This is a genomic window from Sphingobium lignivorans (assembly GCF_014203955.1).
In the GTDB taxonomy this organism is placed as follows: domain Bacteria; phylum Pseudomonadota; class Alphaproteobacteria; order Sphingomonadales; family Sphingomonadaceae; genus Sphingobium; species Sphingobium lignivorans.
This window is the reverse complement of the sequence record NZ_JACHKA010000001.1, coordinates 3,388,283-3,414,368: the sequence shown is the minus strand read 5'-3', so window position 1 is coordinate 3,414,368 and position 26,086 is coordinate 3,388,283. Positions and strand designations below refer to the sequence as shown.

Below are 26,086 nucleotides of genomic sequence, written 5' to 3'. Positions count from 1 at the left end.
GCGGGCCACACTTTGTTGACTTACAGCGCTTCCCCCGCGGCGCGTGCGCTGGCCCAGGCCCACTGGAAATTATAGCCGCCGAGCCAGCCGGTGACGTCCACGGCCTCGCCAATCGCATAGAGGCCGGGGAGGCGGCGGCTTTCCATCGTGCGGGACGACAGGCCATCGGTATCGATGCCGCCCGCGGTGACCTCGGCCTTGGCGAAACCCTCCGAGCCGGTCGGCGTGAAGCGCCAGTCGGCAAGGCGCGCCTGCGCAGCCCCAAGCGCGCGGTCCGACAGATTGCCAAGGTCGCCAGCGAGCGCGAGCCGCGCGTCGAGAGCGTCGGCCAGTCGCTCGGGCAGGGCGTGGCGCAGCACGCGGCGCACCGTCGCGCGGGGGCTCGTCCGCTTGGCGATGAGCAACCAGTCGGCGGCGTGATCGGGCAGATAGTCGATGGCGATATCTTCCCCATGTTTCCAGTAAGAGGAGATCTGCAGGATCGCCGGGCCGGAAAGGCCGCGATGCGTGAACAAGGCTGCTTCCCGAAACGCCATTTTCCCGCAGCGCGCCACGACCGGGGTCGAGACGCCCGACAGGTCGCGAAACAGCGCGTCCGCTCCGCTCAAGGTCAGGGGCACGAGCGCGGGGCGGGGCTGGACGATCTTGAGACCGAAGCGGCGGCCGAGCTCATAAGCAAAGCCGGTGGCGCCCATCTTCGGGATCGAGGGGCCGCCGGTCGCGATCACCAGCGCGGGGGCCGTGGCGGATTGCCCGCCCGCCAGAACGCGGAACAGGCCATCGGCATGATCGACTTCGCTGACCCCCTGCCCGCAGCGCAGCTCGACCGCGCCTTTCGCGCATTCCTCCAGCAGCATGGCAACGATCTGCCGCGCGGACCCGTCGCAGAAGAGCTGCCCCAGCGTCTTCTCGTGCCAGGCGATGCCGTGGCTCTCGACGAGGGCAAGGAAATCCTGCGCGGTGTAGCGGCTGAGCGCGGAGCGGGCGAAATGCGGGTTCTGCGAGAGATAGCGGTCGGGAGCGGTGTGGATGTTGGTGAAATTGCAGCGGCCGCCGCCCGAAATGAGGATCTTCTTGCCCGGTGCCTCGGCATGATCGATCAGGAGGACCCGCCGTCCGCGCTGCCCGGCCACCGCCGCACACATGAGCCCGGCCGCACCCGCGCCGAGGATGATCGCGTCATAAGGGGCGGGGGGCGAAGGCATGGGCGCGCCTTAGCGTGCCGAAACTTGAACGTCTCGAAAAAGCTGGGGAGCGTCCTCTTTCATCGAAGGCCCTTGCCTTCCCGATCGCGCGTCAGAGCCCCGGCCTTGCCGCGTCATGATAGAGGTTTCCGCCTTCGTCCATGAAGCGGTCAAGCAGTGACAGGCCTGCGGCGGCGAGCATCTCCTCATAGACATGCTCGCCCAGCGAGACCGAGCGGCGCCCGGTCAGCCGGTCCTGCCATGCGCAGGCCTGCCGCGGCGCGGTGAACAGGAAGCGCCCGCCGGGATGCAGGGCCCCGGCCACGTTGCTCACCAGTGCTCGTTGATCCTCCGGCGGGAGCAGAAACAGCAGGCCGATCGCGATGGCGGCATCGAAGGGCCGGTGGAAGAAGGTGCTGTCCTGCGCGGCCTCGCATGCACTCGGCCTGTCCGGAAAGCGCGCGCGGAACGCCTCGATCATGCGGGGCGATGCATCGATCCCGAACAGATCGAAGCCCGCGTCGATCAGCGTCTCAGCCATCGGTACGCCCGATCCGCATCCCAGGTCCAGGATGGCGGCGCCCGGGGGCAGGGCGTCCCGCGCCCAGTCGCGCACGCGCTTGGCGCCCACGAGGGATCGCACCGCCATGAATTGATCGGCAATGGCGTCCCAGCCCTGCGATCGGTCGATGCTCATGCCGCGCGCCTTCCGTGACGGAGGTCGCTCACGATAGCAAAGGTGCTGCCGCGGGACACTGCGCTTTCGCTGGCAAAGTCCCCGGGGCCGCCCGTCAGAACGCCGGCTGGTTGGCCGGATCGTCCGGGTCGCCTCTTGGCGTGGAAATGGTGTGGATGCCGCATTCCACCTTGTCCCAGCCGCGCCAGCGCCCCGCACGGGGGTCTTCGCCCGGCATCACCTTGCTGGTGCAGGGCTCGCAGCCGATGGAAAGATAGCCCTGTGCTTCCAGCGGATGGCGGGGCAGGGTATGTGCCGCGAAATAGGCGTCGAGCGCGGCCTTGTCCCAGTCGCCCAGCGGATTGATCTTGAGCCGGCCGTCCTCGATCTCGAAGCGCGGCAGATTCTGCCGGGTGACGGACTGGAAAGCCTTGCGGCCGGAAATCCACGTGTCCAGCCCGGCCTTGGCGCGGGCAAGCGGCTCGACCTTGCGGATGGCGCAGCAGCCATCCGGATCATAGGACCAGCGCAGGCCCTTGTCGTCCTTCCGCGCCAGCATCTCGGGGTCGGGCGTCACGACTTCGCTGTGCGTGAAGCCCAGCATCTGCACGAGCGTGTCGCGATATTCCAGCGTCTCGGGGAACATCTTGAGCGTATCGACGAAGACGACCGGCGTGTCGCGATCCGCCGCGGCAACCAGATGCAGCAGCACGGCGCTTTCCGTCCCGAAGGACGAGACGACCGCCACCTTGCCTAGATTGCCTTCCCGCAGCAAGGTGCGCAGCATCGTGCCGGCATCCACGCCCTCGAAGCGGGCGTTGAGCGCATCGGCATCGGCCTGCGTCCAGCGCGGGGCAGTGTCGATCCGATCGATCTTGCGTGCGGCCTCACCCATGATCTTGGCCATGCCGAAGGGCCCAGACCGGCCGCGTGGCATCGACCGCTTTCTGGTAGCGGTGCGGGAAGAGCGCCAATGTCGCGTCCACCAGCGCCGGGTCGAGCGGCTTGTCGGGCGTGAAGCTGTCGAAGCCGCAGCGGATCATGTGGCTGAGCTGATCGACCGCGACATCGCCCACCGCGCGCAGCTCGCCCGTGTAGCCCGCCTCACGCAGGATGCGGGCCGCCGAATAGCCGCGCCCGTCGCCGAAGCTCGGGAAGTTGATCTCGACCAGCGCGATGCGGTCCAGGTGCGGCAGCAGCTCCCGCGCATCCTCGCCCGGTTCGATCCGCACTGCGGTCGCGTTGCTCTGGCCGGAAAAGGCTTCCAGCGTGACGGCCGGCAATTCGGCCGCTTCGCCGGTTTCCCTCAGGGACAGGAATTCCATCATGCGGTTTCTCCGGAAATCTGGCCGGGGCGGACCGCGCGCGAAGCATGTTCAGGCATAAATCGCCTCCTTGAACGGCGCCATGCCGATCCGGCGGAACGTGTCGACGAACCGCTCTCCATCGATGCGATGCGCCAGATAGACGTCGGTGGCTTTCTCCACCGCATCCACGACGCCGTTCTCATCGAAGCCGGGGCCGACGATCTGGCCGAGCGCGACATCCTCCGCGCCCGATCCGCCGAGGAGGAGCTGGAAATTCTCCACGCCTTTGCGGTCCACGCCGAGAATGCCGATGTTGCCGGCATGATGGTGGCCGCAGGCATTGATGCAGCCGCTGATCTTGAGCTTGAGTTCGCCCAGCTCCTTCTGCCGGTCGATATCGGCGAAGCGCTGCGCGATCTTCTGCGCGACGGGAATCGAGCGCGCATTGGCGAGGCTGCAATAATCCAGGCCGGGGCAGGCGATGATGTCGCTGATGAGGTCCAGATTGGGCGTCGCCAGGTCGGCTGCTTCCAGCGCTCTCCAGATTGCGTGGAGATCGGCCTTCTTCACATGCGCCAGCACGATGTTCTGGGCATGCGTCACGCGCAGCTCGTCGAAGCTGTAGCGCTCGGCGAGGTCGGCTATGAGGTCGATCTGGGCGGACGAGGCATCGCCCGGAATGCCCCCGATCGGCTTGAGGCTGATGTTGACGATGGCATAGCCCGGCACCTTGTGCGGCTTCACCTGCGTCTCCATCCACTGGGCGAAATCGCGATCGGACAGGTCAATCTCGTCCGCGAGGCCGGCTTCATAAGGCGGCGGCGCGAATTGCGCGGCGATCCGCTCCAGCTCGGCCAGCGGCGGATCGAGCCCCAGCGTCTTCATATGCGCGAATTCTTCCTCGACCTGCCGGCGATATTCGTCGCGGCCCATCTCGTGGACGAGGATCTTGATGCGCGCCTTGTACTTGTTGTCGCGCCGGCCGTGGCGATTGTACACGCGCAGGCACGCCTCCAGATAGGAGACGATTTCCCCGAACGGCACGAAGTCGCGGATTTCCGGCGCGATCATGGGCGTGCGGCCCATGCCGCCGCCGGCGAACACCCGCGCGCCGACGACGCCGTCCCGCTCGACCAGTTCGAGGCCGATGTCGTGCAGCCGCATCGCCGAGCGATCCGTGGGGCTGGCGATCACCGCGATCTTGAACTTGCGGGGCAGATAGGTGAATTCCGGGTGGAAGCTCGACCACTGGCGCAGCAGCTCGGCAAGCGGTCGCGGATCGGTGACCTCGTCCACCGAGACGCCGGCATACTGGTCCGACGAGATGTTGCGGATGCAATTGCCGCTGGTCTGGATGGCATGCATCTCCACCGTTGCCAGCTCGGCGAGGATGTCCGGCGCGTCGGACAGCTTGATCCAGTTGAACTGGATGTTCTGGCGAGTCGTGAAATGCCCGTAGTCCCGGTCATATTTGCGGGCGATATGCGCCAGCATCCGCATCTGCCGCCCGCTGAGCGTGCCGTAGGGCACGGCCACGCGCAGCATATAGGCATGGAGCTGGAGATAGAGGCCGTTCATCAGCCGCAGCGGCCGGAACTGCTCCTCGCTGAGCTGGCCATCAAGGCGGCGCTGCGTCTGGTCGCGGAACTCGGCGACGCGCGCGTCCACCATGGCCTGGTCATATTGGTCGTAACGATACATGGTCAGATCACCCAGTTGCCGGCCGAAGGGTCGGCGGGTTTGAGGCTGAGATCGAGGCGCACCGTCGGTCCGAGCGCGCGGATGCGTTCCTTGATGTGCGCGGGGCGGATGCCCGTGCCGTCACGCTCTGCCTCGATGACATAAGGCACGACGACGTTGCGGGCGGCGGCTTGCGCCTGGGCGATTTCCTCACCCTTGTCGCCCACGTCCACGGCATCGTCCACATGGAGGGACCAGTCCTCGCCGGTCCACCAGATGACGTCCCCGGTCGCGAGGTCGTTGCCGGTAAGGATGTTCATGGCTGCATGGCTCCAAGACTGTCAGGTTGAGTGCGCATCAGGCAATCGACGGCATCCGCGCGCAAGGCCACCTCGCCGACGACGATGAGGCCCGGGCTGCGGACGCCTGCCCGGGCGACAAGATCGCCGAGATCGGCAAGCAGGGTGCGCAGCACGCGCTGCCCCGGCCGCGTGGCATTCTCGATGATCGCCACCGGCGTGTGCGGCGAGAGGCCGTCGGCCATCAGCTTCTCGGCAATGTCCTGCGCGGTGGCGAGGCCCATGTAGATGACCAGCGTCCGCCCCGCACCGGCAAGGCCGGACCAGTTCTGGCCGGAAAGGCCCTTGCACTGGCCGGCGACGAAGCTGACGATGCTGGCATCGTCGCGATGCGTGAGGGGCAGGCGCGCGCTCGCGCCGCCGCCGATCGCCGCACTGATGCCGGGCACGACCTCGCATGGCACGCCCGCCTCGCGGCAGGCATCCTGCTCCTCGCCGCCACGCCCGAAGATGAACGGGTCGCCGCCCTTCAGCCGTACGACGTCCCGCCCGCCAAGCGCTTCGGCGACGAGCAGCGAATTGATCGCGTCCTGTTTCATCGAATGGCGCGAGCGCTGTTTGGCGACCGAGATCAGTTCCGCGGTTGCCGGTGCAAGCGCGAGGATCGCCGGGTCGACCAGCCCGTCATGGACGATGAGGCGCGCGCTGCCGATGAGGCGCGCGGCACGCAGCGTGAGCAGCTCCGGATCACCGGGGCCGGCACCCACGAGATAGACCGTGCCCGGTCGGGAAGGGACGAGATTCGCCATGTACCTCTAAATGCGTTCGCGGGGTTCCACCCGCAACCGACGCTTGCTTTAGGCGCTCGTAGCGAAACTTTGCCCGGAAAAATGAGGGTCGGGCGGCAGCCTCCCGGCGCGGATGGTTCCGGGCTTTTTGCGCGTGCGTCATGACAGGGGGCGGCAGAATGGTGCCTGTGCAGGATCAGCCCCCGGATATTCCCACTTTGCGCTGCATTTTGCCGCTTCGTTGCGCTGCGGAAACATGGTAAACCAGAGATCTTCGGGACAACGAAGCATGTTTGGGGAGAGGCGCCTCTGGGCCTTTGTGCATCAGGCGTGGGAGACTAGACATGTTGAAGACCATAGGATTGGCCGGAGCGCTTCTGCTCGGCCTCGCAGCCGCCCCCGTGCAGGCGGCCATCACCATTTTCGAGGGAACCACCGAAGGCGCGCCGACCTGGAACCGGCCGCTTGCTGATTTTTCGGACCTGTCGGCTGTCGGGACGGACGTTGCCTATGTCGTGGACAGCTTCACCGTTACCGTTTCGGGTTCCTATGACTTTCTGGAAGTGGCTGACGCCGAGGATTCATGGGATAACTACCTGTTCCTCTATGCCGGTTCCTTCGACCCGCTGGCGCCCTTTGCCAACGGGGTGGCCGGCAATGACGATTTCGGGGCGATCGGCATCTCCGGCTTCACCGGCATTTCGCTGATGACAGGCATCACCTATTTCGCGGTGACGACGGGCTTCGGCAACTTCGACTTCGGCAAATATGCGCTGGTCATCACGGGGCCGGGCGCTGCGGTTCCCCCGGTTACGGTCGTTCCGGAACCGGCAAGCTGGGGAATGATACTCGCCGGCCTCGGGGCAGTGGGCTATGCGTTGCGGCGACAGAACTCGCTGAAGGTCAGCTTCGGCTGAATTTTCTCGCACCGATAGTGTATAAGATGCCGCCGGTCCCGGACCGGCGGCATTTTCTTTGGGTAAAGCCTTGGGGAGGCAATCATGGTCCGCGTCGTCGGCATCGACCATCTCGCCATCCGGGTGAGCGATCTCACCCGCTCGAAGCGATTCTATGATGCGCTTCTGGGTTTCATGGGCTTCGTGCGCGAATGGGAATTCGGGCAGGTCGTGGGCTGGAACAATTGGGAGACGATGTTCTGGATCACCCAGGCGGACAATGCCGGCAGGGCCCATCCGCACCACACGGGCGATATCGGCTTCCACCATTATGCCTTCGAGCTGGCCTCCCGAGAGGAGGTGGACGAGCTCTACGCCTTCCTGCTGGAACAGGGCGTCCGCATCGTCGATCCGCCGGCCGACTATCCGGATTATGGCGAAGGCTATTATGCCGTCTTCTTCCTCGATCCCGATGGCCTCAAGCTGGAAGCGATGCATTTCGTGGAGAAGGAGAAGCGCCGTGCCCGGCTGGCCCGGGAACGCGCGGGCAAGGGAACGGACTGAAGCGTCCGGCCGGGCGTCGCCTTACCGGTCCGCCACGATCTCGATCTGCCGCAAGCCCACGCCGATGGCGGCGCGCGGCTGCTCCATCTCGGCCGAGGCGACCGGATAGGCGCAATGATCCGCGCTGTAGTGGCCGCCGGGATGATGATTGCCGGAGAGGCCGATGCCGCCGATCGGCGCATTGGGCGCGCTGGTCCAGGAGGGCCGGTTCCAGTTGACGATGCCGGCGCGACTGGCTGACCAGAAGCGATCGTAGAGATCCGGACTGCCGCCGACCAGCGTCGCGCACAGGCCGTAGCGGCTGTTGTTCGCTTCCGCGATCGCTTCCTCGAACCGCGAGACGGAGACGATCTGGAGCAGGGGACCAAACAGCTCGAGGTCAGGGCGCTCCTTCATGTTGGTCACGTCGATCATGGCCGGGGTGACGAAGGGCAGGTCTTCGAACGGGCGCTGCATGTGCTTGATCGGCCGCCCGCCATTGCTCATCAGGTAGAGGAAACTTTCGGTGAGGCCGTCCGCAGCCTGCATGTCGATGACCGGTCCCATGAAGGGCGTGGCCGCCGCATGGGGGTGATCGATGATGAGCCGGTCGGCGAGGGACTTCACTTCCTCCACCAGCGGCCCGCGCAGCGTATCGCGCACGATGAGCCGGCGTGCCGAGAGGCAGTGCTGCCCGGTCGCGCCGAAGGCGGACTGGACCATCAGCGCCGCGGCGCCGGGAATGTCCGGCGTATCCCAGGCGACAAGGGGATTGTTGCCGCTCATCGCCAGCGCCACCAGCCGGGCGGGGTTTGCCGCGCATCGCCGGGCGATGGCGAGACCTGTGTGCGTGGAGCCGGTGAACAGCACGCCGTTCACGGCCTCGTGCGTGGCCAGCGCCGCGCCCGCGGTCTCGCCGCCGATGACGCACTGGACAAGATCCTCGATGACGCCCGCCTCGTGCAGGAGCCGCACCAGCATCTCGCCCGTTGCCGGCGCTTTCTCGGAGGGCTTGAAGACGACGCCATTGCCGGCCAGCAGGGCCGGGACGATATGGTCTGCCGGGATGCGGGCGGGAAACACATGCGGTGCGATCACGGCCATCACGCCGTGCGGCTTGTGCCGCAGCGCCATGCGGGCGCCCAGCGCCCCTTCGAGGCGCCGCTGGCCGGTGCGCTCCGAACAGGCGTGGATGGCCTTGTCCGCTCGCTGGATCAGCTCCGTCACTTCGTCCCGGGCATGCCAGAGCGGGCGGCCCGTCTCGCGCGCGATGAGGTCGGCGAAGGCGTCCTCCTCGGCGCGCACGCCATTGGCGAAGCGCCGCATCGTTTCGACGCGATAGGAGGATGGCATGGCAGCCCAGGCGGGCCAGCAGCGCGCGACGGCCTGCACCTGCGCCGCCACGTCGCTCGGCCGCCCTTCCCAGAGCAGGTGGCCGGTTGCCGGTTCGAAGGATCTGATGGGTTGCGACATGGCCGGGCTATGCGCCCGAATTGGTTGCCAGCCTGTTGACGACCCGGGGAGTCGAGGCAGAGAATCCGGGAAATTGGCCGGGTCAGATGCGCCCGGGGCCGGGTGGCGGTGCGCCATGGGCCGCACCCATCGCGCGGACCGCATCGATCTTCGCGGCAAGGGGCGTCCAGTCGTCCCGTCCGGCAATGGCGCTCCAGATCGATTCCACTTCGTCGATGTGCATCGAACAAGGCGCGCCGCCACGCCAGTAGTCGTGATGGAGGGCGCCCGGGCGGGGGGGCAGGGGCGCCATGGCGTCGCGCACAGTCTCCCACGGCGTGCCGACATAGGGGCCATCCGCGCGTGGCCCGTGCCGCCAGTCGAAGAAGAAGCGATCGATCGCGACGTCGCTTTGCTGAAGGGCGCCGATCGCCGCGATGACGAAGGCCTGCGCGCTCTCCCCATCGGGCGCTTCATGGCCGAGGCGCCAGAGAAAGCGCTCGCTCATGCGCGCGACATAGATTTCCGGGAAGCGGCGCAGCGATGTGACCAGCGCATCCGTTTCGGCGAGTTCGGCGAGCGACTGGGCAAGCTGCGCCACGTCCCAGTGGATCGCCTCGGCCTGGCGCCCGAAGGCATAAAGGCCGCTCTGGTCGAAATAGGCGGCCGTGAACCCGGGCTGCCAGCGCGGGGCGAATCGCCATGGGCCATAATCGAAGCTCTCGGCGGTGATCGCGATATTGTCACTGTTGAGCACGCCATGGACGAAGCCGGCGATCATGTAGCTGGCGGCGAGATCGGCCGTGCGCTCGACGACGGCATCGAGCAGCGTGAGTGCCGGCACGGGGCCCGGCTCCCGGGCCAGCAGATGACGCAGGCAATAGTCGATGAGGCGGACGAGATGATCGCGCTCGCCGCGATAAGCGAGCCGCTGGAAGCTGCCGATGCGGATATGGCCATGGCTCAGGCGCACCAGCACGGCCGACCGGGTGGGCGAGGGCTCGTCTCCCCGGACAAGCGCCTCGCCGGTCTCGATCACCGAGAAGCTGCGGGAGGTGGTGACGCCGAGCGCTTCCAGCATCTCGGTCGCGAGGATCTCGCGCACGGCGCCTTTCAGCGTCAGGCGGCCATCCGCCGTGCGGCTGTAGGGCGTGAGGCCCGAGCCCTTGGTGCCGAGATCGAGCAGACGGCCGCCGGCGAGCTCTTCCTCGCGAAGCTGGGCGAACAGGAAACCGCGCCCATCGCCCAGATCGGGATTGTAAACGCGGAACTGGTGGCCATGATAGCGCAGGGCAAGCGGCTCCGGCTGGGCCTGCGGCAAGGGCTGGAAGCGGCCGAAATGGTCGATCCAGCTTGCATCGTCGAGGGACGCGAGGCCCACGGTCGCGGCCGCGCGATCATTGCGGAAGCGCAGGACATGGTCGGGAAAGTCGGCCGGCCTGACCGCATCGGCCATGAAGTCGGCAATTTCGTCGATCTTCCGCTCCGGGCGGTAATTGCTGGCTTGCAGGCTGTGTTCCATGGGTTGATATGGACGCTCCGGGGAAAAGGATCAAGCTTGGCGGGATATGAGGACAAATATTGGTGGTCGCAGGATGGCCTGCGCCTCCATTATCGCGATTATCCCGGTCCGCAGGGCCAGGATCGACCGCCGATCCTCTGTCTGCCGGGTCTCACACGTAACGCGCGGGACTTCGAACCGGTTGCCGAGCGGCTCTCCGGCGAATGGCGCGTGATCTGCGTGGAGCTGCGCGGCCGGGGCGAAAGCGCCTATGCCAAGGACCCGATGAGCTATGTGCCGCTCGTCTATCTGCAGGACCTGCTGCGCCTCGTCGATGAGCTGGGCGTGCCCCGGCTGGTCGGCATTGGCACCTCGCTCGGCGGGATCATGCTGATGCTGATGGCGGCGACGCGGCGGGGTTGCCTTGCCGGCGCACTGCTGAACGACATCGGGCCCGATCTCGCGCCCGAGGGGCTGGAGCGCATCCGCCGCAATGTCGGCTCGGGCAATCATCACCCCACCTGGGTCCATGCCGCCCGCAGCGTGGCGGAGGTGCAGGGCATGATCTATCCCCGCTACCGGCTCAAGGACTGGCTGCGGCTGGCCAAGCGGCTCTACAAGCTGACCAGCCAGGGGCGGATCGTCCTGGATTATGACCAGCGCATCGCCGAGCCCTTTCGCGCGCCGGGCAGCGAAGCCGGCTTCGACCTGTGGCCGGCCTTCGAGGCGTTCGGCGACATTCCGCTGACGCTGGTGCGCGGTGCGCTGAGCGATCTGCTGGCGCCGCAGACTGCCTCCGCGATGCAGGCGCGGCTGCCGCAGCTCGAACTGGTGACCGTGCCGAATGTCGGCCATGCCCCGACACTCGAGGAGCCGGACGCGATGGCCGCCATCGACGCCTTCCTCGCGAAGGTGCTCTCGCGCCTGCCCGCCGACGCGACGGCGCGCTCATGATCGGCGCGGCGCTTTGCAAGGCCGGCAGGACGGGGCCGATCCGCATCCTGCAGCTCCATGGCACCTTCGATCAGGGCGGCAAGGAAGCGCGTGTCGTGCGCCTCATGAACCATTGGGGCGCGCGAGCCAGCCATGACCTGCTGATCGGCGATCCGGACGCGACGGGCGCGCGGGCCGGGATCGACTCGCAAGTGCCGGTGCGGTTTCTCTTTTCGCCTCCGCTGTTCGGGCCGCCTTTGCCGCCCCGCTACATGGCGCTCGCGCGGGCCATGCGGGGCTATGATCTCATCCTGAGCTTCAACTGGGGTGCGATGGACGGCGTGATGGCCCATCGCCTCTTCCATCTCGTCAAGCGCCTGCCGCCGCTCATCCACCATGAGGACGGCTTCAACGAGGATGAAGCGAACACGCGCAGCGAGTTCCGCAACCGCTATCGCCGGATCGCGCTGGGCAGTGCCCATGCGCTGGTCGTGCCCTCCAACCAGCTTGCCCGCATCGCCCAGCGCGAGTGGCACCAGAGCGCCGGCAAGGTCCGGCAGATCCCGAACGGCATCGATGTGGCGTCCTACCAGGGCAAGCGCCCGGCCACGGCCATTCCCGGGCTGGTGCCGGATGGCCGGCTCATCGTCGGCACGCTCGCGGGCCTGCGCCCGGTCAAGAACCTGCGGCGGCTGGTGCGCGCCGTGGCACCCCTGCGGGACCGGGTACGCCTCGTCATCGTGGGCGAAGGCGAGGAGCGCGAGGCCATACTGGCCGAAGCGGCGGCGCTGGGCATGGACGACATGCTGCTGCCCGGTTTCCTGCCGCGCCCGCAGGATTATGTGGGTGCCTTCGATATCTTCGCGCTGTCATCGGACAGCGAGCAGTTTCCCATCTCGCTGGCGGAAGCCATGTCGGCCGGCCTCCCGGTGGTGGCCACGGACGTGGGCGATATCTCCGCTATGGTCTCGGCGAGCAATCGGCCCTTCATCGTGGCGCTGGACGATCCTGACGATTTCACGGCCGCGTTGAGCGAGCTCGCCGCCGATGCGGAGCTGCGCGCGCGGATCGGCGAAGCGAATCGGGCCCGGGCGATGCAGTGCTTCGACGAGGCCGTCATGTTCCAGCACTATGCGCGTCTCTACGGCGGGGCGATCCGGGACGAACTGGCATTGATCTGAGCTTTGTGGCAAATTAAGCCACCCGTGCGAACGAAAAGCTGTTATGGGCGCGTTTCGCGCGGCTCCGGGGGCGGAGCGCGAACGGGCGACTAAGGAGTTTCAATTGTTCAAGGGCGTGAAGCCGATCGTCTATGGCGGTCGCGAAGTGTGGCCGCTGATCGAAGGTGGCAAGGGCGTTGCGGTCTCCAATCACATGAGCTCGGGCGCCTGGGCAGCGGCCGGCGGCATCGGCACTGTCTCTGCCGTCAATGCCGACAGCTATGATCTGGACGGCAACATCATCCCCCAGATCTATCACGGCCGCACACGCCAGCTTCGCCATGAGGAGCTGATCCAGTACGCCATCGACGGCGCGGTCCAGCAGGTGCGGCGCGCCTTCGACATCGCCGGCGGCAGGGGCGCCATCAACATCAATGTCCTCTGGGAGATGGGCGGCGCGCAGCGCGTGCTGCAAGGCGTGCTCGAGCGGACCAAGGGCATGATCTCCGGCGTCACCTGCGGCGCCGGCATGCCCTACAAGCTCAGCGAGATCGCGGCACAGCACAATGTGAGCTATCTGCCGATCGTCAGTTCCGGCCGTGCGTTCCGCGCGCTGTGGAAGCGCGCCTATCACAAGGCGGCGGAATGGCTGGCGGCGGTCGTCTACGAGGACCCCTGGCTGGCCGGCGGGCACAATGGCCTCTCCAATGCCGAGGACCCCACGCGGCCCGAGGACCCCTATCCGCGCGTGAAGGCGCTGCGCGAGACCATGCGGGAAGGCGGCATCAGCGACGATGTGCCGATCGTCATGGCCGGCGGCGTCTGGCATCTGCGCGACTGGAACGACTGGATCGACAATCCCGAGCTGGGCGCCATCGCCTTCCAGTTCGGCACGCGCCCACTGCTCACGCAGGAGAGCCCGATCCCGCAGGCGTGGAAGGACAAGCTGACCACGCTCGATGAAGGGGACGTGTTGCTCCACCGCTTCTCGCCGACGGGCTTCTACAGCTCGGCGATCCGCAATCCCTTCCTGCGCGAGCTCGAAGCGCGTTCGGAGCGGCAGATCGCTTTCTCGATGGAGGAAGCGGGCGACCACACCCATCAGCTCGACGTGGGCGTGAAGGGCCGCAATTTCTGGGTGACGCGCAATGACCTGCTGCGGGCCCGCGAATGGGTGCTGCAGGGCTTCACCAACGCGCTCAAGACGCCCGACAACACGCTGGTCTTCGTCACCGACGAGGAACGCGCGGAAATCCGCAAGGACCAGACGGACTGCATGGGCTGCCTCTCCCATTGCGCCTTCTCGTCCTGGAAGGACCATGACGATTTCTCGACCGGGCGCCTCGCTGACCCGCGCAGCTTCTGCATCCAGAAGGCCCTGCAGAACGCGATCCATGGCGGCGACATCGACCGCAATCTCCTGTTCGCCGGCCACAGCGCTTACCGGTTCAAGCAGGACCCCTTCTATTCCAACGGATTCGTGCCGACGGTGAAGCAGCTCGTCGACCGTATCCTGACCGGGGATTGATGTCCGTGATGCGCGCGCCAGACATGCCCGGCCTTGCCCTGCTGCGTTACCGCGCGGCGGACTATCAGGTGCTTCGGCCTGGCCGGTTCGTCATTTGCGCTGTGAGCGGCGCGGAGATCCCCCTGGGCGAACTGGCCTATTGGAGCGAAGCCCGGCAGGAAGCCTATCGCAGCGCACTGGAAGCGACCCGGGCCCTCGCTACGTCCTGAGCATTTCCGGACATTTCAGGACACATAAAGCGAAGGTCGGGCCTCGGGCCTGCCTGCTGCCGGAAAGGACGGAAATCCGGGCCTGAGCGCGGGCCGGCGCCGGGCTGCATCGGCCCCGAAAACAGGACAGGCCCGCGCGTGCGCAGGCGCGGGTCCAATCGTTTGAATTCGAAGTGTTGGAGGCGCCGTTTGGCGGCTTCCCGCCCGCCCGGCGCGTCCGCGGCGCCCGTCAGTCCGTGGGGGCGACGTTGCGCGAGCGGATCAGCCATTTGCCGTTCAACCGCACCACCTCGTCCACGCCCCGGCCGGCGGCGGCGAGGCGCGGCGGCTGGGTGTAGGGCGATCCGGCGAACACGGTCATCCAGTAATAATGATAGCGGGCATGGTCCCGGTCGATGAACTCGATATGGGCATTGCTCATGATGTGATGCATCGCCGGGATGGTCTCGCCCTTAGCGCGCCGCTCGGCCTGACTGTGCTTGAGATCGGCCACCATCTTGCGCAGCGCCGCCGGCCCCTTGGCCTCGCCGAAGGAGCCGTCCGGCGTGAAGACCGTGGGATAGGCCTCCTCATTGAGCGAATCGATCGCGCGGACATAATTCCACATGAGTTCGGTGATGGCGACGCGGTCGTGCGTCTCGCGCAGGATGTCCGCATCCGCAGGGGGTTGCGCGGCGGCGGGAGCGGACATGGCGAGCAGGACGGCCAGCGCCGTCAGGGATGGTCGGATCATAGTCAGGGCCTCTCCTGTTGGATGTTCGCCGGCCTGTGGCGGCCATTGTCGAACATGGCCGGTCTACAGGGGGCGCCGCAGCTCCGCAACGGGGCGGTCGATCAGCCCGAGGCCGGAGAGCTATTCAGGATCTGGATGTCATCGCCGCATGTGCCATCCGGCGCAGCGCGAGGCGGTCGAACAGGGCATTGGCGAGGCCGGGGCGCGGCCTCATCGCCGGCAGTTCCCCGGCATAGAGGCTGCTCAGCCGTTCGGGGAGGCCGGTGGGCCCCTGCGTGCCCATGATCCGGCTGACCATGCGGTTCTGGAAATGACGGACGGCATAGCTGACCATCCGTCGATACTGGAGGCGCCAGCCGCGCGGGCTCAGCAAGCGGACGGGCTCGCACAGGAACCCGGCGGCATCGGCATGCGCGAGGCGCGCGCGATCCCAGTCGGCATCCGGGCCGAGGTCGGTCGCGGCCCATGCGGCGACAAGGCCATCGTCACCCACCAGATCGACGGGCAGCCGCAGGCCGCGCGCGCGCAGGCGGCGCAGGAAATCGCCGCGCAGCGCATAGAGATCGCCGAAAAGGCCGCCTTCCTCGCGCAGCAAGGCCTGATAGACGCGGTGCCGGCGGCCATTGAACGGCAGGCCCGCGACGGCATTGGCATGCGGCCGATCGCGCAGGACGGCAATGAGCGCGTCGAACGAGCCGGGCGCGATTTCCGCGTCGCCATCCATGAAGATCACGGCTTCGGGCATGTCGGCCGGCAGCAGCTCGTGGACGAAGCGGTTCCAGCTCCGCGCCTTCCCGCCCTGCGGCCATTCATGCACGATGAGCGCCGGATGCCGCGCGGCGATCGCCCGGGCAATGGCGGCCGTCCGGTCCGTCGAACCGTTGACGAGCAAGTGAAACACCGTGCCGGGTCGGTCGAGCGGCAGGCTCGCCAGACACGCGGCGATCCGGCGCTGCTCGTCATGCGCGAAAATGGCGACGGCCGTGCCTGCCATGTCAGCCGGCAGCCGGGTCCGGTGTCCCGCGCTCCATCTCCGCCGGGACGCGCATCGGCAGGAACAGCGAGACGACCAGCGCGAGCAGCAGCGTCACGACGGTCGTCCAGAGCAGCACGGCAGCGACGCCGACGATCTGCGCGACGAGCTGCACCAGCACGCCGCTGTCATCCCCATAGCCGACGCCGCCCAGCGCCACGGCGGTGAGCGGTGCGACCAGCAACGCGCCCAGCATGCCGCCGACGCCGTGCACGGCGAACATGTTCGAGGCATCGTCGATATCCAACCGGCGGCGGACGAGATCGGCCATGACGAAGCAGAGGATGCCCGCAAGCGCGCCCAGGCCGATGGCGCCCATCGGGCCGATCAGCCCGGCGGCGGGCGTGACGGCGGCAAGGCCGGCAAGGGCACCGGTCGGAAAGCCCGCAAGGCCGGTGCCGCCGTGGCGGATACGCTCGGCGGCCATCCAGCACAAGGCAGCGGCCGCGGCCGCCAGATGGGTGTTGAGAAGCGCGAAGCCCGCGTCGGCGGACGCGCCCAGCGCTGACCCGCCGGTGAGGCCGAACCAGCCGACCCAGACCAGACCGGCGCCGGCCAGCCTGAGCACCGGGCTGTGCGGCGCGACGGGTGCGGGATAGGCGCGCTTGCCGATGAGAATGGCGAGCAGCAGCGCGGAGATGCCGGCCGTGGTGTGAATGACGATGCCCCCGGCATAATCGAGCGTCCCCAGCTGCGCGAGCCAGCCGCCGCCCCACAGCCAGCGCGCGACCGGCACATAGACGAACAGCGACCAGAGCAGCAGGAAGGGCACCAGCCAGCCCAGCCGCACCCGCTCGACCAGCGCGCCGACCATCAGCGTGGGCGCCAGCGCGGCAAGGATCATGTGGAACAGCGCGAAGACGGGCTCTGACACCGCCGTGCCAAGGCGCAGCTCGGCGAGATTGGCAAGGCCCAGATTCTGCAGGCCGCCGATCATGGACGGTCCGGGCGCGAAGACGAGGCTGTAGCCCGCGACGGCCCACAGCAGCGACACCGCGGCGACGCTCGCAAAGCCCTGCGTGAAGACCGGAAGGAGATTGCGCCCCCGCACGACGCCGGCCCAGCTGAGCGCCAGACCCGGCAGAAGCGCGAGCAGCACCAGCGCGCTCGCGGCCAGCAGCCAGGCATTGTCCCCGCTGTCCGCGCCGGGTGGCTGCGCCAGCGCCGGGCGCGCGGCCAGCAACGCCAGCAGCGCGGCCCCCGCTTTCATGCCTGTCACTCTCTTCGCCATCGCTCCGCTCCGCTCCGCTGTTGTGCCGGAAATCGCAAAGGCGAATTCCGGGGAGGCACAGGAAAAAGCGCATCCCTGCAGGCACTCCTAGCGCAGCTTTCTGTGTTTTCTCTTACACCCAGCCTTCGAGAATCTGGTCCGGTGGCCTGTCGCCGCCCACCCACATGCGGATATTGGTGATGACGCGCTCGCCGGTGGCGATCCGCCCCTCGAAGGTCGCCGAGCCCATATGCGGGGTCATGACGACATTGGGGAGGGCGAGCAGGCGGGGATCGATCCGCGGCTCGAACGTCCAGACGTCCAGCCCGGCGCCGGCGATCCGGCCCTGCTCCAGCGCTTCCACCAGCGCTTCCTCGTCGACAATGCCCCCGCGCGAGGCATTGATGAGATAGACATGGCGGCGCAGCAGGCCGATGCGGCGCCGGTCGATCAGGTTCACGCTCTCGGCATTGAGGGGCGTGTGGATGGTGAGGATATCGATGCGCTCCAGCATCTCGTCGAGATCGGCATGCCAGGTCGCGGCCAGCTGCGCTTCCAGCACGGCGGGCAGCCGGTGGCGATTGTGATAATGGATCGAGAGCCCGAAGGCGCGGGCACGCTGCGCCACGGCCTGGCCGATGCGCCCCATGCCGACGATGCCCAGCGCCTTGCCGCCGATGCGATGGCCCAGCATGTTGCTCGGGCTCCAGCCGGTCCACTGGCCCGACCGCACCAGCTTCTCGCCCTCGGCGAGGCGGCGCGGGACGGAGACGATGAGCGCCATCGTCATGTCCGCCGTATCCTCGGTCAGCACGCCGGGGGTGTTGGTGACGATGATGTCCTTCGCGCGCGCGGCCGGAAGCGCGATATGGTTCACGCCCGCGCCATAATTGGCGATGAGCTGGAGCCCTTCGCCCGCCTGCGCGATCAGGGCCTCGTCTATGTCGTCGGTGACGGTGGGGACGAGCACGTCGCAGGCCTGCATCGCCTCGTGCAGTTCGGCGCGGCTCATCGGGTGATCGGCGGCATTGAAGCGCACGTCGAACAGCTCGGCCATGCGTGTTTCCACCGCTTGCGGCAACTGCCGCGTGACGACGACACGGGGTCGGGCGGGCCGGGGGCGCCTGGTCATGAGGCCGCGCATGCTCCGGCGGGCGGGCGGAGGTCAAGCGGCAAATGCGTCCGACCCTTGCGGGACGGTTGAAGGGGCGCGGCGCGCGTGGCAAAGCGCGAAGGTGAACATGTGGGCGATGATGGGAGGGCGACGAGATATGAAGCGACCATGGGCGCATCTGGCCTGTGCGATGCTGATCGTCGCCGCCGGGGGAAGCGCGGACGCGCAGTCCGGCAAGCGGGTGCCTTACTGGGCCTCGCTGGCCAAGGGCGAGGCGCGCATGCGCGTGGGCCCCAGCCTCGATTATCCGGCAAGCTGGATCTACCAGCGCCGCGACCTGCCGCTCAAGGTGGTGGAAGTCTATTCGAACTGGCGCAAGGTGGAAGACCCTGACGGCACGCAGGGCTGGATGCATGTGCGCCTGCTCAAGGACGAACCGACCGCCATCGTGCGCGGCGGCATCGCCGACATGCGCGAGCGACCCTCGGCGGGCGCGAAACTGCTCTACCGGCTGGAGCCGGGCGTGGTGGGCCGTGTCTCGGGCTGCTCGGACGGCTGGTGCTCCGTGGCGGTGGGCAACCAGCGCGGCTATGTGCCCGCGCAGAGCCTGTGGGGCGCGATCCAGTAGCATCCCGATCGTCCGCATGACGCGGCTGGCGGGGCGGTTTCGCTGCGGCCGAAAGCCACGCGCGCGGGGCGATGCCTGACCGGCGTCATCCCGACGGCTGCGGTTCGTCGCGATCCGCCGACAAGGCTGTTGCTCCGGCCGCGCCCCGGTGCAAGAACCGGGAGACGGGTTTCCGGGTGGGGTGGGCACGGATGCTTTTGTCACGCAGTTATGCGCCGTCGGCCGATCTCGCGGCTTATGTCCGGCGCCATTATGTCTTCCATGCGCCGCTGCCGGACGACTTCGTCCTGATCGACAAGCTCATGTCCGAGACGGCGATCATCCGCATCCTGCTGCAGGGCGACTGGGCAGCGGAGACCGGGCCGGACCAATGGTCGAACTTCGGGCCGATCCCGCTCATGGGGCCGAACGGCATTCCTTGGCGCGTGCGGGTGCGCGGGCCGTTTCTGGTCGTCGGCGTCGCCATCCGGCCGGGCGGCTGGGCCAGCCTCTTCGCCGAGCCGGCCCGGCTGATCGCCGACGGCGCGCGGCCGCTGATGGGCTTATGGGGCGATCTGGGCGAGCGGCTCTACCGGGATGTCGCGGCGGCGCCGGACGATCATGCCGTCGTCGAGGCGATCGAGCGGGTGCTGCGGCTGCGGCTCGCGACCTATTGCGGCCCGCCGCCCTCGGCGGCGATGGCGGCCTTCGAGAAGATCGCGCGCGAGGACAGCACGATTCCCGTGGCGCGGGCGGCGCAGCAGGTCGGCCTGTCGGTCCGCCAGTTCGAGCGGCAGTGCTATGCGAGCTTCGGCCACAGCCCCAAGGTCATCCTGCGCCGCAGCCGCTTCCTCGACATGGCGCAGGCGATGCGCGGCTTCAGCGAGCCGAGCGCGGAGCAACTGGCGGCGCTGCGCTACTTCGACCAGAGCCATCGCAATCGCGAGTTCCGCCATTTCTTCCAGCTGACGCCGGGACAGTTCGACAAGGTGACGACGCCGCTGTTCACGGCGGGGCTAAAGCTGCGCGCCGATGGGCTGGCCTAGGGCTAATCGACATTCAGCGCTGGCGGCCTGCAAATGGCGGTTTCCCGGTCTTCCGGTGCTCACGTACCTTGAGTACGCTGCGCGCCGGGTCCCGAAAAACCACCATTTTCGCCACGCCATCATCTGAATGTCGATCCGCCCTAGGGCTAATCGCCGTTCAACCTGTGGAGCGCGTTTGCCTCCCTGGAGAATGTCATGCTGAACTTGTTTCAGCATCTATTTCGCGTCCGAGCCCTGAGCTTCAAGGCACGATGGATGCTGAAACAAGTTCAGCATGACGAGAATATTGGCAGGAAGGGTGCCCGTTCAACGGACGAAATAAATGGCGATCAGCCCTGGGGCCGAATGTCGTTCAGCCCCGTGCGGGCCGAGGCAGCGCAGCGGCTTCGCGGGCGAGTTGCTCGATCTGCGCGGGATCGGGCGTGCCCTTGGGGACGACCCAGCTTCCGCCGACGCAGCCGACGAACGGCTGGGCGAGCCAGTCGGCAGCGGTGTCGGCGCTGATGCCGCCGGTGGGGCAGAAGCGGGCCATGTGGAACGGCGCGGCGAGGGCCTTGAGCGCGGGCAGGCCGCCGCTGGTCGCGGCCGGGAAGAACTTGAAGCGCTCGAGGCCCAGATCGAGCCCGCGCATGATGTCCGCCGCCGTCGCCACGCCGGGCAGCAGCGCCGCGCCGGCCGCGCGCGCGGCCGTGCCGAGCGGTTCGGTAAGGCCGGGCGAGACGATGAAGCGGGCGCCCGCTTCGAGCGCCTGATCGAGCATCCTGGGATTGAGCACCGTGCCCGCGCCGACGACCGCGCCGGGCACCTGTGCCATCTCGCGCATCACCTCCAGCGCCACGGGTGTGCGCATGGTCACTTCCAGCGCAGGCAGGCCGCCCGCGACCAGCGCCTGCGCGATCGGCACGGCATCGGCCACGCGCTCCACGATCAACACCGGGATCACCGGCGCCAGCGCCATCACATCATCGACTGTCATGCTCATGCTTTCTTCTCGCGCCAGGCGGCGGCTGCGCCGTAAAGGCCGATCTCGGGGTGGACGGCGAGGCGGACAGGGATCGTCCGCATCAGCCCTTCATAGCGGCCCTTGGCGGTGAAGCGACTGTGAAAGCCGCTCTGGTTGACCAGGAAATCGCGCATCCGCTGGGTGAGGCCGCCAGCCAGCACGACCTGATGAGGGCCATGCGCGAGCGCCAGATCGCCCGCCACGGCGCCATAAGAGAGGCAGAAGCGTTCCAGCGCGGAGCGGGCCAGCGGATTGCTGCCGTCCAGCGCCGCCGCCCAGAGATCGGCATCGGACCACAGGGTGACCGGCTCGTGGCTGAGCGTTGCGAGTGCCTTGTAGAGATTGTTGAGGCCGGGGCCCGAGACGATCCGCTCGGTGGACACGCGGACGAAATCGGCGCGCAGGAGTTCGAGGATGCGGCCTTCCAGCGCATCGAGCGGCGCGAAATCGACATGGCCGCCCTCGGTGGCGACGATGTGCGGCACGCCATCGTCGAACGCGACAAGCCCCACGCCGAGGCCCGTGCCCGGGCCGAGGATCGTGACGCCGCCATCGGTGGGGAAGGGCTTCTCCGGCCCGAACAGCAGCGGCAGGTCGCGCATCGGCAGCCGCGCCACGGCATGGGCCACGGCCTCGAAGTCATTGACCAGCCGCACGCAGGCGAGGCCGAGATCCGCGGCGAGGCTGGCCGGGCGGACCATCCAGCTTGAATTGGTGAGCTTGATGGTCTCCCGTGCGATCGGCGCGGCGAAAGCGATGGAGAGCCGGTCGGGCAGGTCGCCGCTTTCCTCGCGCTGATAGGCACGCCAGCAGGCGGCGAGGCTCGGATAATCCGCCACCTTGTACTTGCGCACGGTGCCGAGCGTGGGCACGCCATCGGCATCCAGCGTGGCGCGGGCAAAGCGGGCATTGGTGCCCCCCACATCGGCCCGCGATGATCTCCGTCACAGCGCGATGTCCCGGTCCATTGCCGCCAGGATGGGCGAGGCGCCGGCCTCCGCGACATCGCTGTGATGGCGGAACAGGGCGAACAGCTCGCGGCCGGTGTCGAACGGCGGGGGCGGGGCCTCGGCCTGCGGGCGCGCGGCCCACTCGGCCTCGTCCACCAGCGCTTCCAGCCGGCCTTCCACGGCGCAGACCCGCACGATGTCGCCGTCGCGCAGCTTGCCGACCGGGCCGCCGCCCAGCGCCTCGGGCGAGAGATGGATGGCGGCGGGCACCTTGCCGCTCGCGCCGGACATGCGCCCGTCCGTCACCAGCGCGACCTTGAAGCCCCGGTCCTGCAGCACGCCCAGCGGCGGAGTGAGCTTGTGCAGCTCCGGCATGCCATTGGCGCGCGGCCCCTGGAAGCGGACCACCACGACCACGTCGCGGTCCAGCTCGCCGGCCTTGAAGGCTTCCATGACCTCGTCCTGCCCGGCGAACACGCGGGCGGGCGCCTCGATCGTCCAGCGCGCCGGGTCCACCGCGCTGGTCTTCATGATGCAGCGGCCGAGATTGCCGGCAAGGAGCTTCATGCCGCCATCGGCGCTGAAGGGATCGGAGACCGGCCGCAGGATCGCGTCATTGCCGGGCGCGGTGGGCGGCTCGTCCCAGACCAGCGCGTCGTCCACCAGCATGGGGCTGCGGCCATAATCGGTGAGGTCGGCGCGCGCGACGGTCATGATGTCGCGGTGGAGCAGGCCATTGCCGAGCAGCTCCGTGATGATCCACGCCATGCCCCCGGCGGCGTGGAAATGGTTCACGTCGTCCGCGCCATTGGGATAGACGCGCGCGAGCAGCGGCACGACCGAGGACAGCTCGGCCAGGTCCGTCCAGTCGATGAGGATGCCGGCCGCGCGGGCAATGGCGGGCAAGTGGATGGCATGGTTGGTCGAGCCGCCGGTCGCCAGCAGGCCGATGGCGGCATTCACGATCGCCTTCTCGTCCACGCAATGGCCGAGCGGGCGATAATCCTCGCCGTCCCAGCCGAGCGACGCGACGCGATGCACGGCGGCGCGCGTCAGCTCGCTGCGCAGCTTCGTGCCCGGATTGACGAACGCGGCGCCCGGCATGTGCAGGCCCATCACTTCCATCATCATCTGGTTGGTGTTGGCGGTGCCGTAGAAAGTGCAGGTGCCGGCATCGTGATAGCTGGCGGATTCGCTCTCCAGCAGCTCCTCGCGGCCGACCTTGCCCTCGGCATAGAGCTGGCGGATGCGCTGCTTCTCCTTGTTGGCGAGACCCGAGGGCATCGGCCCGGCCGGCACGAAGATGGTCGGCAGATGGCCAAAGCGCAGCGCACCCATCAGCAGCCCCGGCACGATCTTGTCGCAGATGCCCAGCATCAGGGCGCCTTCGAACATCGCATGGCTGAGCGCGATGGCGGTGGAGAGGGCAATGGTGTCGCGCGAGAAGAGCGAGAGCTCCATGCCGGCCTGCCCCTGCGTGACGCCGTCGCACATGGCAGGCACGCCGCCGGCGACCTGCGCGGTGGCGCCCACTTCCCGCGCGGCGATCTTGATGGCCTCGGGATAGCGCCCATAAGGCTGATGGGCCGAGAGCATGTCGTTATAGGCGGTGACGATGCCGATATTCATCGCCCGGCCGGTGCGGATCGCCGGCTTGTCCTCGCCGCTCGCCGCGAAGCCATGGGCCAGATTGCCGCAGGAGAGCTTGTCCCGATTGGTGCCGGCGTCGCGCCCGCGCTCGATGAGGTCGAGATAGCGCAGCCGGCTCGCCGCACTGCGCGCCGTGACCCGCTCGGTCACGCGGGCGATGACGGGATGAAGGTCAGTCATACCAGCTTGCTCCGTCCCGCTCGATCAGCGCGATGCCGGCGGAGGGACCCCAGGTCCCGGCAGCATATTGCACCACTTTCTGGCCCGATTCCTTCCAGCCGGCCGTGATGGAATCGATCCAGGTCCATTGTGCTTCCACTTCGTCGCGCCGCACGAACAGGGTCGTGTCGCCCTCGATCAGATCGAGCAGCAGCCGCTCATACGCGATCCGCCGCCGCTCGTTGGCGAAGGCATGGGCGAGGCTGACGTCGAGCCCGACTTCCTGCAGCTTCACGCCGTCGCGATCGAGGCCGGGTCGCTTGGCCATGATGCACAGGCGGATATTCTCGTCCGGCTGCAGGCGGATGATGAGCTGGTTGGGCTCCAGCGCATCGCCATAGCCATTGCGGCGGAAGATGCTGTGGGTGACGGGCTTGAACTGGATCAGGATCTCCGACTGGCGGCTGGGCATGCATTTGCCCGTGCGCAGATAGAAAGGCACGCCGGTCCAGCGCCAGTTGTCGATATGGGCCTTGAGCGCCACGAAGGTCTCGGTGTCCGAAGGCTTGCCCAGCTCCTCGGCATAGCCGGCGATGAGCTTGCCGCCCACCGCGCCCTCCCGATATTGCCCCCGCACGCTGTGGGTACGCACGCTGTCCGGCTCCATCGGGCGCAGCGAGCGCAGCGCCTTCACCTTCTCGTCGCGCACGGCCGTCGAATCCATCCGCGCGGGCGGCTCCATGGCGATGATGGAGAGGATCTGGAGCATGTGGTTCTGCACCATGTCCTTCAGCGCGCCCACGCCGTCATAATAAGAGACGCGGCCTTCCAGCCCCACCGTCTCGGCGACAGTGATCTGCACATGATCGATCGCGCTGGAATTCCACAGCGGCTCGAACAGCCGGTTGCCAAAGCGTAGCGCCATGAGGTTCTGGACCGTCTCCTTGCCCAGATAATGGTCGACGCGGAAGATATGTTCCTCGGGGAAGAGCGCGCCGATGGCGTCGTTCACTTCCTTCGAGGACGCCAGATCCTTGCCGATCGGCTTCTCCATGGCGATGCGCGTGTCCGCGCCGATCAGCCCGGCGCCGGCGAGGCCCTGCGCGGTCGGCGCGAAGAGGGACGGGGGCGTCGAGAGATAGACGGCGACAGGCCCGGTGCTGAGCGAGCGGGCCCGCTCCGCCAGCGCGGCGAACTGCGCTTCATCGCCCGCCGAGACGGGGCAGTAGACGATGCGCTCGAGAAATCCGGCAATGCGGTCCTCGTCCAGCAGCTCCGCCTGCGCATAGGTCTTGAGTGCTTCCGCGATCGTGTCGCGAAACGCCGCGTCGTCCATCCGGGTGCGGCCCGAGGCCATGATGTGAAACGGCTCCGGCAGCAGCCCGTCGCACAGCAGATGATAAAGCGAGGGAAACAACATGCGATGGGCAAGATCGCCCGTCGCCCCGAACAAAATCAGAACCGTGGATTTTTCGGCCAAGGGACCCTCATCTTAGCGAGGCGCGGACAGGGCCCGCGCGTGAGCAGCTTCACGCCATCAGCTTTACAGCCGCGCACTCATTGCGCAACCGCACAATCGGGCGCGCCGCCATGACATGCGCCGGAATCCCGCTTGAAACCGCCATTTCACAGAGCTGACGCGCTCGGGCCACGGCCGCAAGGCCGCAGACGCCCCGAACGGTGAAGCCTCTGGACGCGAACCGGTCTGCCGCTTATGGCCGCACCATCGCGGCGCGCGGGCGTGGCGAAATGGTAGACGCAGCGGACTCAAAATCCGCCGGAGCAATCCATGTCGGTTCGAGTCCGACCGCCCGCACCACCGCCCCCTTCCGTGTCGATAAACAGGTTCCTCGTAGCGCCTTGTGTCACGGGAGCATCAGCGCCCCCGCCCTAGCGTACAAGCGCTCCATTTTGCCGCGCGGCTTGAAAATCGCCTTTCGCATTTCCTTATTAGCGCATGAGCGGCGTGTGCCGCGCCAGCGGATCGCGGGGTGAGGAAGATGAGTTCAGGTCGGTCGCGGCAATGGATGTGGGCTGACGCGGTCGGCCTCATCGACAAGATGGAGCGCCTGCACCGGGAAGGCTATTCCCCGTCGCGCGCAGGGCGCGGCGGCGTGGGCTGGGAGCCCCCGGTGGACATCATCGAGACCGATCATGAAGTGCTCGTGCTGGTCGCGCTGCCCGGCGTCGATCCGGAGCAGGCCGAGGCCTTCATCGAGGATGGCGTGCTGGTCGTGCGGGGCCAGCGCGTGCTGCCCCCCGAGATCCGCACCGCGCGCATCCACAGGCTGGAGCTTCCGCAGGGGCGCTTCGAGCGGCGCCTCGCGCTGCCCCGCGGCCGTTATCAGGATGTGAGCCGGACGAGCGCGCACGGGTGCCTGCTGGTCACCCTGCACAAGGTGAATGGCGGAGGCCAGTGGTGATG

The 26,086-nt window shown here is 67.6% G+C and carries 25 protein-coding genes, 1 tRNA gene and 1 pseudogene; 10 read left to right on the top strand and 17 right to left on the bottom strand.

The features are described from left to right. Nucleotides 1–20: 20 nt before the first annotated feature. The 7 genes from HNP60_RS15725 to cobA all read right to left on the bottom strand — a co-directional run bounded on the left by HNP60_RS15725 (nucleotide 21) and on the right by cobA (nucleotide 5,955). Nucleotides 21–1,205: a BaiN/RdsA family NAD(P)/FAD-dependent oxidoreductase gene (locus HNP60_RS15725; protein ID WP_184155624.1), complete on the bottom strand. Its 1,185-nt coding sequence runs from the start codon at nucleotides 1,203–1,205 to the stop codon at nucleotides 21–23. Nucleotides 1,206–1,296: 91 nt separating this feature from the next. Further along, the gene (locus HNP60_RS15720; protein WP_184155621.1) at nucleotides 1,297–1,881 is read right to left on the bottom strand and encodes a class I SAM-dependent methyltransferase; all 585 of its coding nucleotides are present in this window, start codon (nucleotides 1,879–1,881) and stop codon (nucleotides 1,297–1,299) included. Between the two features lie 94 nt (nucleotides 1,882–1,975). Beyond that, nucleotides 1,976–2,755: a phosphoadenylyl-sulfate reductase gene (locus HNP60_RS15715; RefSeq protein WP_184157124.1), complete on the bottom strand. Its 780-nt coding sequence runs from the start codon at nucleotides 2,753–2,755 to the stop codon at nucleotides 1,976–1,978. Beyond that, entirely contained in the window at nucleotides 2,748–3,188 is a 441-nt protein-coding gene (locus tag HNP60_RS15710; protein ID WP_184155618.1) for a DUF934 domain-containing protein, read from the bottom strand. Before HNP60_RS15710 ends, HNP60_RS15715 begins: the two co-directional genes overlap by 8 nt. A gap of 48 nt (nucleotides 3,189–3,236) precedes the next feature. After that, nucleotides 3,237–4,868: a nitrite/sulfite reductase gene (locus HNP60_RS15705; protein ID WP_184155616.1), complete on the bottom strand. Its 1,632-nt coding sequence runs from the start codon at nucleotides 4,866–4,868 to the stop codon at nucleotides 3,237–3,239. 2 nt (nucleotides 4,869–4,870) lie between these two features. Further along, nucleotides 4,871–5,167 carry a DUF2849 domain-containing protein gene (locus HNP60_RS15700; protein WP_184155614.1) on the bottom strand — a complete coding sequence of 99 codons (297 nt, stop codon included), beginning with the start codon at nucleotides 5,165–5,167 and terminating at the stop codon, nucleotides 4,871–4,873. Continuing rightward, a complete protein-coding gene (gene cobA / locus HNP60_RS15695; RefSeq protein WP_184155612.1) occupies nucleotides 5,164–5,955 on the bottom strand; it encodes a uroporphyrinogen-III C-methyltransferase in 792 nt (263 codons plus the stop codon). The genes HNP60_RS15700 and cobA overlap by 4 nt, the downstream gene beginning before the upstream one ends. Before the next feature lie 323 nt (nucleotides 5,956–6,278). Between cobA and HNP60_RS15690 the strand changes: the two genes are divergently transcribed. Beyond that, a complete protein-coding gene (locus tag HNP60_RS15690; protein ID WP_184155610.1) occupies nucleotides 6,279–6,851 on the top strand; it encodes a PEPxxWA-CTERM sorting domain-containing protein in 573 nt (190 codons plus the stop codon). A gap of 84 nt (nucleotides 6,852–6,935) precedes the next feature. Further along, on the top strand, nucleotides 6,936–7,394 hold the full coding sequence (locus tag HNP60_RS15685) for a VOC family protein (RefSeq protein WP_184155607.1): 459 nt from the start codon (nucleotides 6,936–6,938) through the stop codon (nucleotides 7,392–7,394). A 21-nt stretch (nucleotides 7,395–7,415) separates the two neighbouring features. Here HNP60_RS15685 and HNP60_RS15680 read toward each other — a convergent pair whose 3' ends face one another. Both HNP60_RS15680 and HNP60_RS15675 read right to left on the bottom strand, forming a co-directional pair. After that, complete coding sequence (locus HNP60_RS15680) at nucleotides 7,416–8,846, bottom strand: succinylglutamate-semialdehyde dehydrogenase (RefSeq protein ID WP_184155604.1); 1,431 nt, start codon at nucleotides 8,844–8,846, stop codon at nucleotides 7,416–7,418. Nucleotides 8,847–8,928: 82 nt separating this feature from the next. Then, nucleotides 8,929–10,347, bottom strand: coding sequence for a protein adenylyltransferase SelO family protein (locus HNP60_RS15675; protein ID WP_184155602.1), 1,419 nt, complete (start codon nucleotides 10,345–10,347; stop codon nucleotides 8,929–8,931). 36 nt (nucleotides 10,348–10,383) lie between these two features. On the opposite strand from HNP60_RS15675, the gene HNP60_RS15670 reads away from it, so the two are divergent. The 4 genes from HNP60_RS15670 to HNP60_RS15655 all read left to right on the top strand — a co-directional run bounded on the left by HNP60_RS15670 (nucleotide 10,384) and on the right by HNP60_RS15655 (nucleotide 14,156). Beyond that, nucleotides 10,384–11,280, top strand: a complete 897-nt coding sequence (locus tag HNP60_RS15670) for an alpha/beta fold hydrolase (protein WP_184155599.1) — start codon at nucleotides 10,384–10,386, stop codon at nucleotides 11,278–11,280. Next, a complete protein-coding gene (locus tag HNP60_RS15665; RefSeq protein ID WP_184155596.1) occupies nucleotides 11,277–12,440 on the top strand; it encodes a glycosyltransferase family 4 protein in 1,164 nt (387 codons plus the stop codon). Before HNP60_RS15670 ends, HNP60_RS15665 begins: the two co-directional genes overlap by 4 nt. Nucleotides 12,441–12,543: 103 nt before the next feature. Beyond that, nucleotides 12,544–13,947 (top strand): NAD(P)H-dependent flavin oxidoreductase, encoded by a 1,404-nt coding sequence (locus HNP60_RS15660; protein WP_014077534.1) that lies wholly within the window; start codon nucleotides 12,544–12,546, stop codon nucleotides 13,945–13,947. A gap of 8 nt (nucleotides 13,948–13,955) precedes the next feature. After that, the gene (locus tag HNP60_RS15655; RefSeq protein ID WP_420825252.1) at nucleotides 13,956–14,156 is read left to right on the top strand and encodes a DUF2093 domain-containing protein; all 201 of its coding nucleotides are present in this window, start codon (nucleotides 13,956–13,958) and stop codon (nucleotides 14,154–14,156) included. A gap of 229 nt (nucleotides 14,157–14,385) precedes the next feature. Here HNP60_RS15655 and HNP60_RS15650 read toward each other — a convergent pair whose 3' ends face one another. From HNP60_RS15650 to HNP60_RS15635, 4 genes are all read right to left on the bottom strand, one after another. Next, nucleotides 14,386–14,889: a nuclear transport factor 2 family protein gene (locus tag HNP60_RS15650; protein ID WP_184155590.1), complete on the bottom strand. Its 504-nt coding sequence runs from the start codon at nucleotides 14,887–14,889 to the stop codon at nucleotides 14,386–14,388. A gap of 124 nt (nucleotides 14,890–15,013) precedes the next feature. Next, nucleotides 15,014–15,883: a glycosyltransferase family A protein gene (locus HNP60_RS15645; RefSeq protein WP_184155587.1), complete on the bottom strand. Its 870-nt coding sequence runs from the start codon at nucleotides 15,881–15,883 to the stop codon at nucleotides 15,014–15,016. A gap of 1 nt (nucleotide 15,884) precedes the next feature. Further along, nucleotides 15,885–17,153 (bottom strand): ammonium transporter, encoded by a 1,269-nt coding sequence (locus HNP60_RS15640; protein ID WP_184155584.1) that lies wholly within the window; start codon nucleotides 17,151–17,153, stop codon nucleotides 15,885–15,887. A gap of 112 nt (nucleotides 17,154–17,265) precedes the next feature. After that, nucleotides 17,266–18,264, bottom strand: coding sequence for a 2-hydroxyacid dehydrogenase (locus HNP60_RS15635; RefSeq protein ID WP_184155581.1), 999 nt, complete (start codon nucleotides 18,262–18,264; stop codon nucleotides 17,266–17,268). A gap of 139 nt (nucleotides 18,265–18,403) precedes the next feature. On the opposite strand from HNP60_RS15635, the gene HNP60_RS15630 reads away from it, so the two are divergent. After that, nucleotides 18,404–18,874, top strand: coding sequence for an SH3 domain-containing protein (locus HNP60_RS15630; RefSeq protein WP_184155578.1), 471 nt, complete (start codon nucleotides 18,404–18,406; stop codon nucleotides 18,872–18,874). Nucleotides 18,875–19,065: 191 nt separating this feature from the next. After that, nucleotides 19,066–19,899, top strand: coding sequence for a helix-turn-helix domain-containing protein (locus HNP60_RS15625; RefSeq protein ID WP_221414678.1), 834 nt, complete (start codon nucleotides 19,066–19,068; stop codon nucleotides 19,897–19,899). A 352-nt stretch (nucleotides 19,900–20,251) separates the two neighbouring features. Here HNP60_RS15625 and eda read toward each other — a convergent pair whose 3' ends face one another. From eda to zwf, 4 genes and pseudogenes are all read right to left on the bottom strand, one after another. Further along, the gene (gene eda, locus HNP60_RS15620) at nucleotides 20,252–20,881 is read right to left on the bottom strand and encodes a bifunctional 4-hydroxy-2-oxoglutarate aldolase/2-dehydro-3-deoxy-phosphogluconate aldolase (RefSeq protein WP_184052964.1); all 630 of its coding nucleotides are present in this window, start codon (nucleotides 20,879–20,881) and stop codon (nucleotides 20,252–20,254) included. Next, nucleotides 20,878–21,850: pseudogene (gene glk, locus HNP60_RS15615) on the bottom strand (glucokinase). The gene eda and the pseudogene glk overlap by 4 nt, the downstream one beginning before the upstream one ends. Further along, nucleotides 21,847–23,682, bottom strand: coding sequence for a phosphogluconate dehydratase (edd, locus tag HNP60_RS15610; protein ID WP_184155569.1), 1,836 nt, complete (start codon nucleotides 23,680–23,682; stop codon nucleotides 21,847–21,849). The pseudogene glk and the gene edd overlap by 4 nt, the downstream one beginning before the upstream one ends. Next, nucleotides 23,675–25,141 (bottom strand): glucose-6-phosphate dehydrogenase, encoded by a 1,467-nt coding sequence (gene zwf, locus HNP60_RS15605; RefSeq protein WP_014077522.1) that lies wholly within the window; start codon nucleotides 25,139–25,141, stop codon nucleotides 23,675–23,677. The genes edd and zwf overlap by 8 nt, the downstream gene beginning before the upstream one ends. A 255-nt stretch (nucleotides 25,142–25,396) precedes the next feature. Between zwf and HNP60_RS15600 the strand changes: the two genes are divergently transcribed. Both HNP60_RS15600 and HNP60_RS15595 read left to right on the top strand, forming a co-directional pair. Then, nucleotides 25,397–25,480, top strand: a tRNA-Leu gene (locus HNP60_RS15600). Nucleotides 25,481–25,661: 181 nt separating this feature from the next. After that, a complete protein-coding gene (locus HNP60_RS15595) occupies nucleotides 25,662–26,084 on the top strand; it encodes an Hsp20/alpha crystallin family protein (protein ID WP_184155566.1) in 423 nt (140 codons plus the stop codon). The last annotated feature ends 2 nt before the right edge of the window (nucleotides 26,085–26,086 follow it).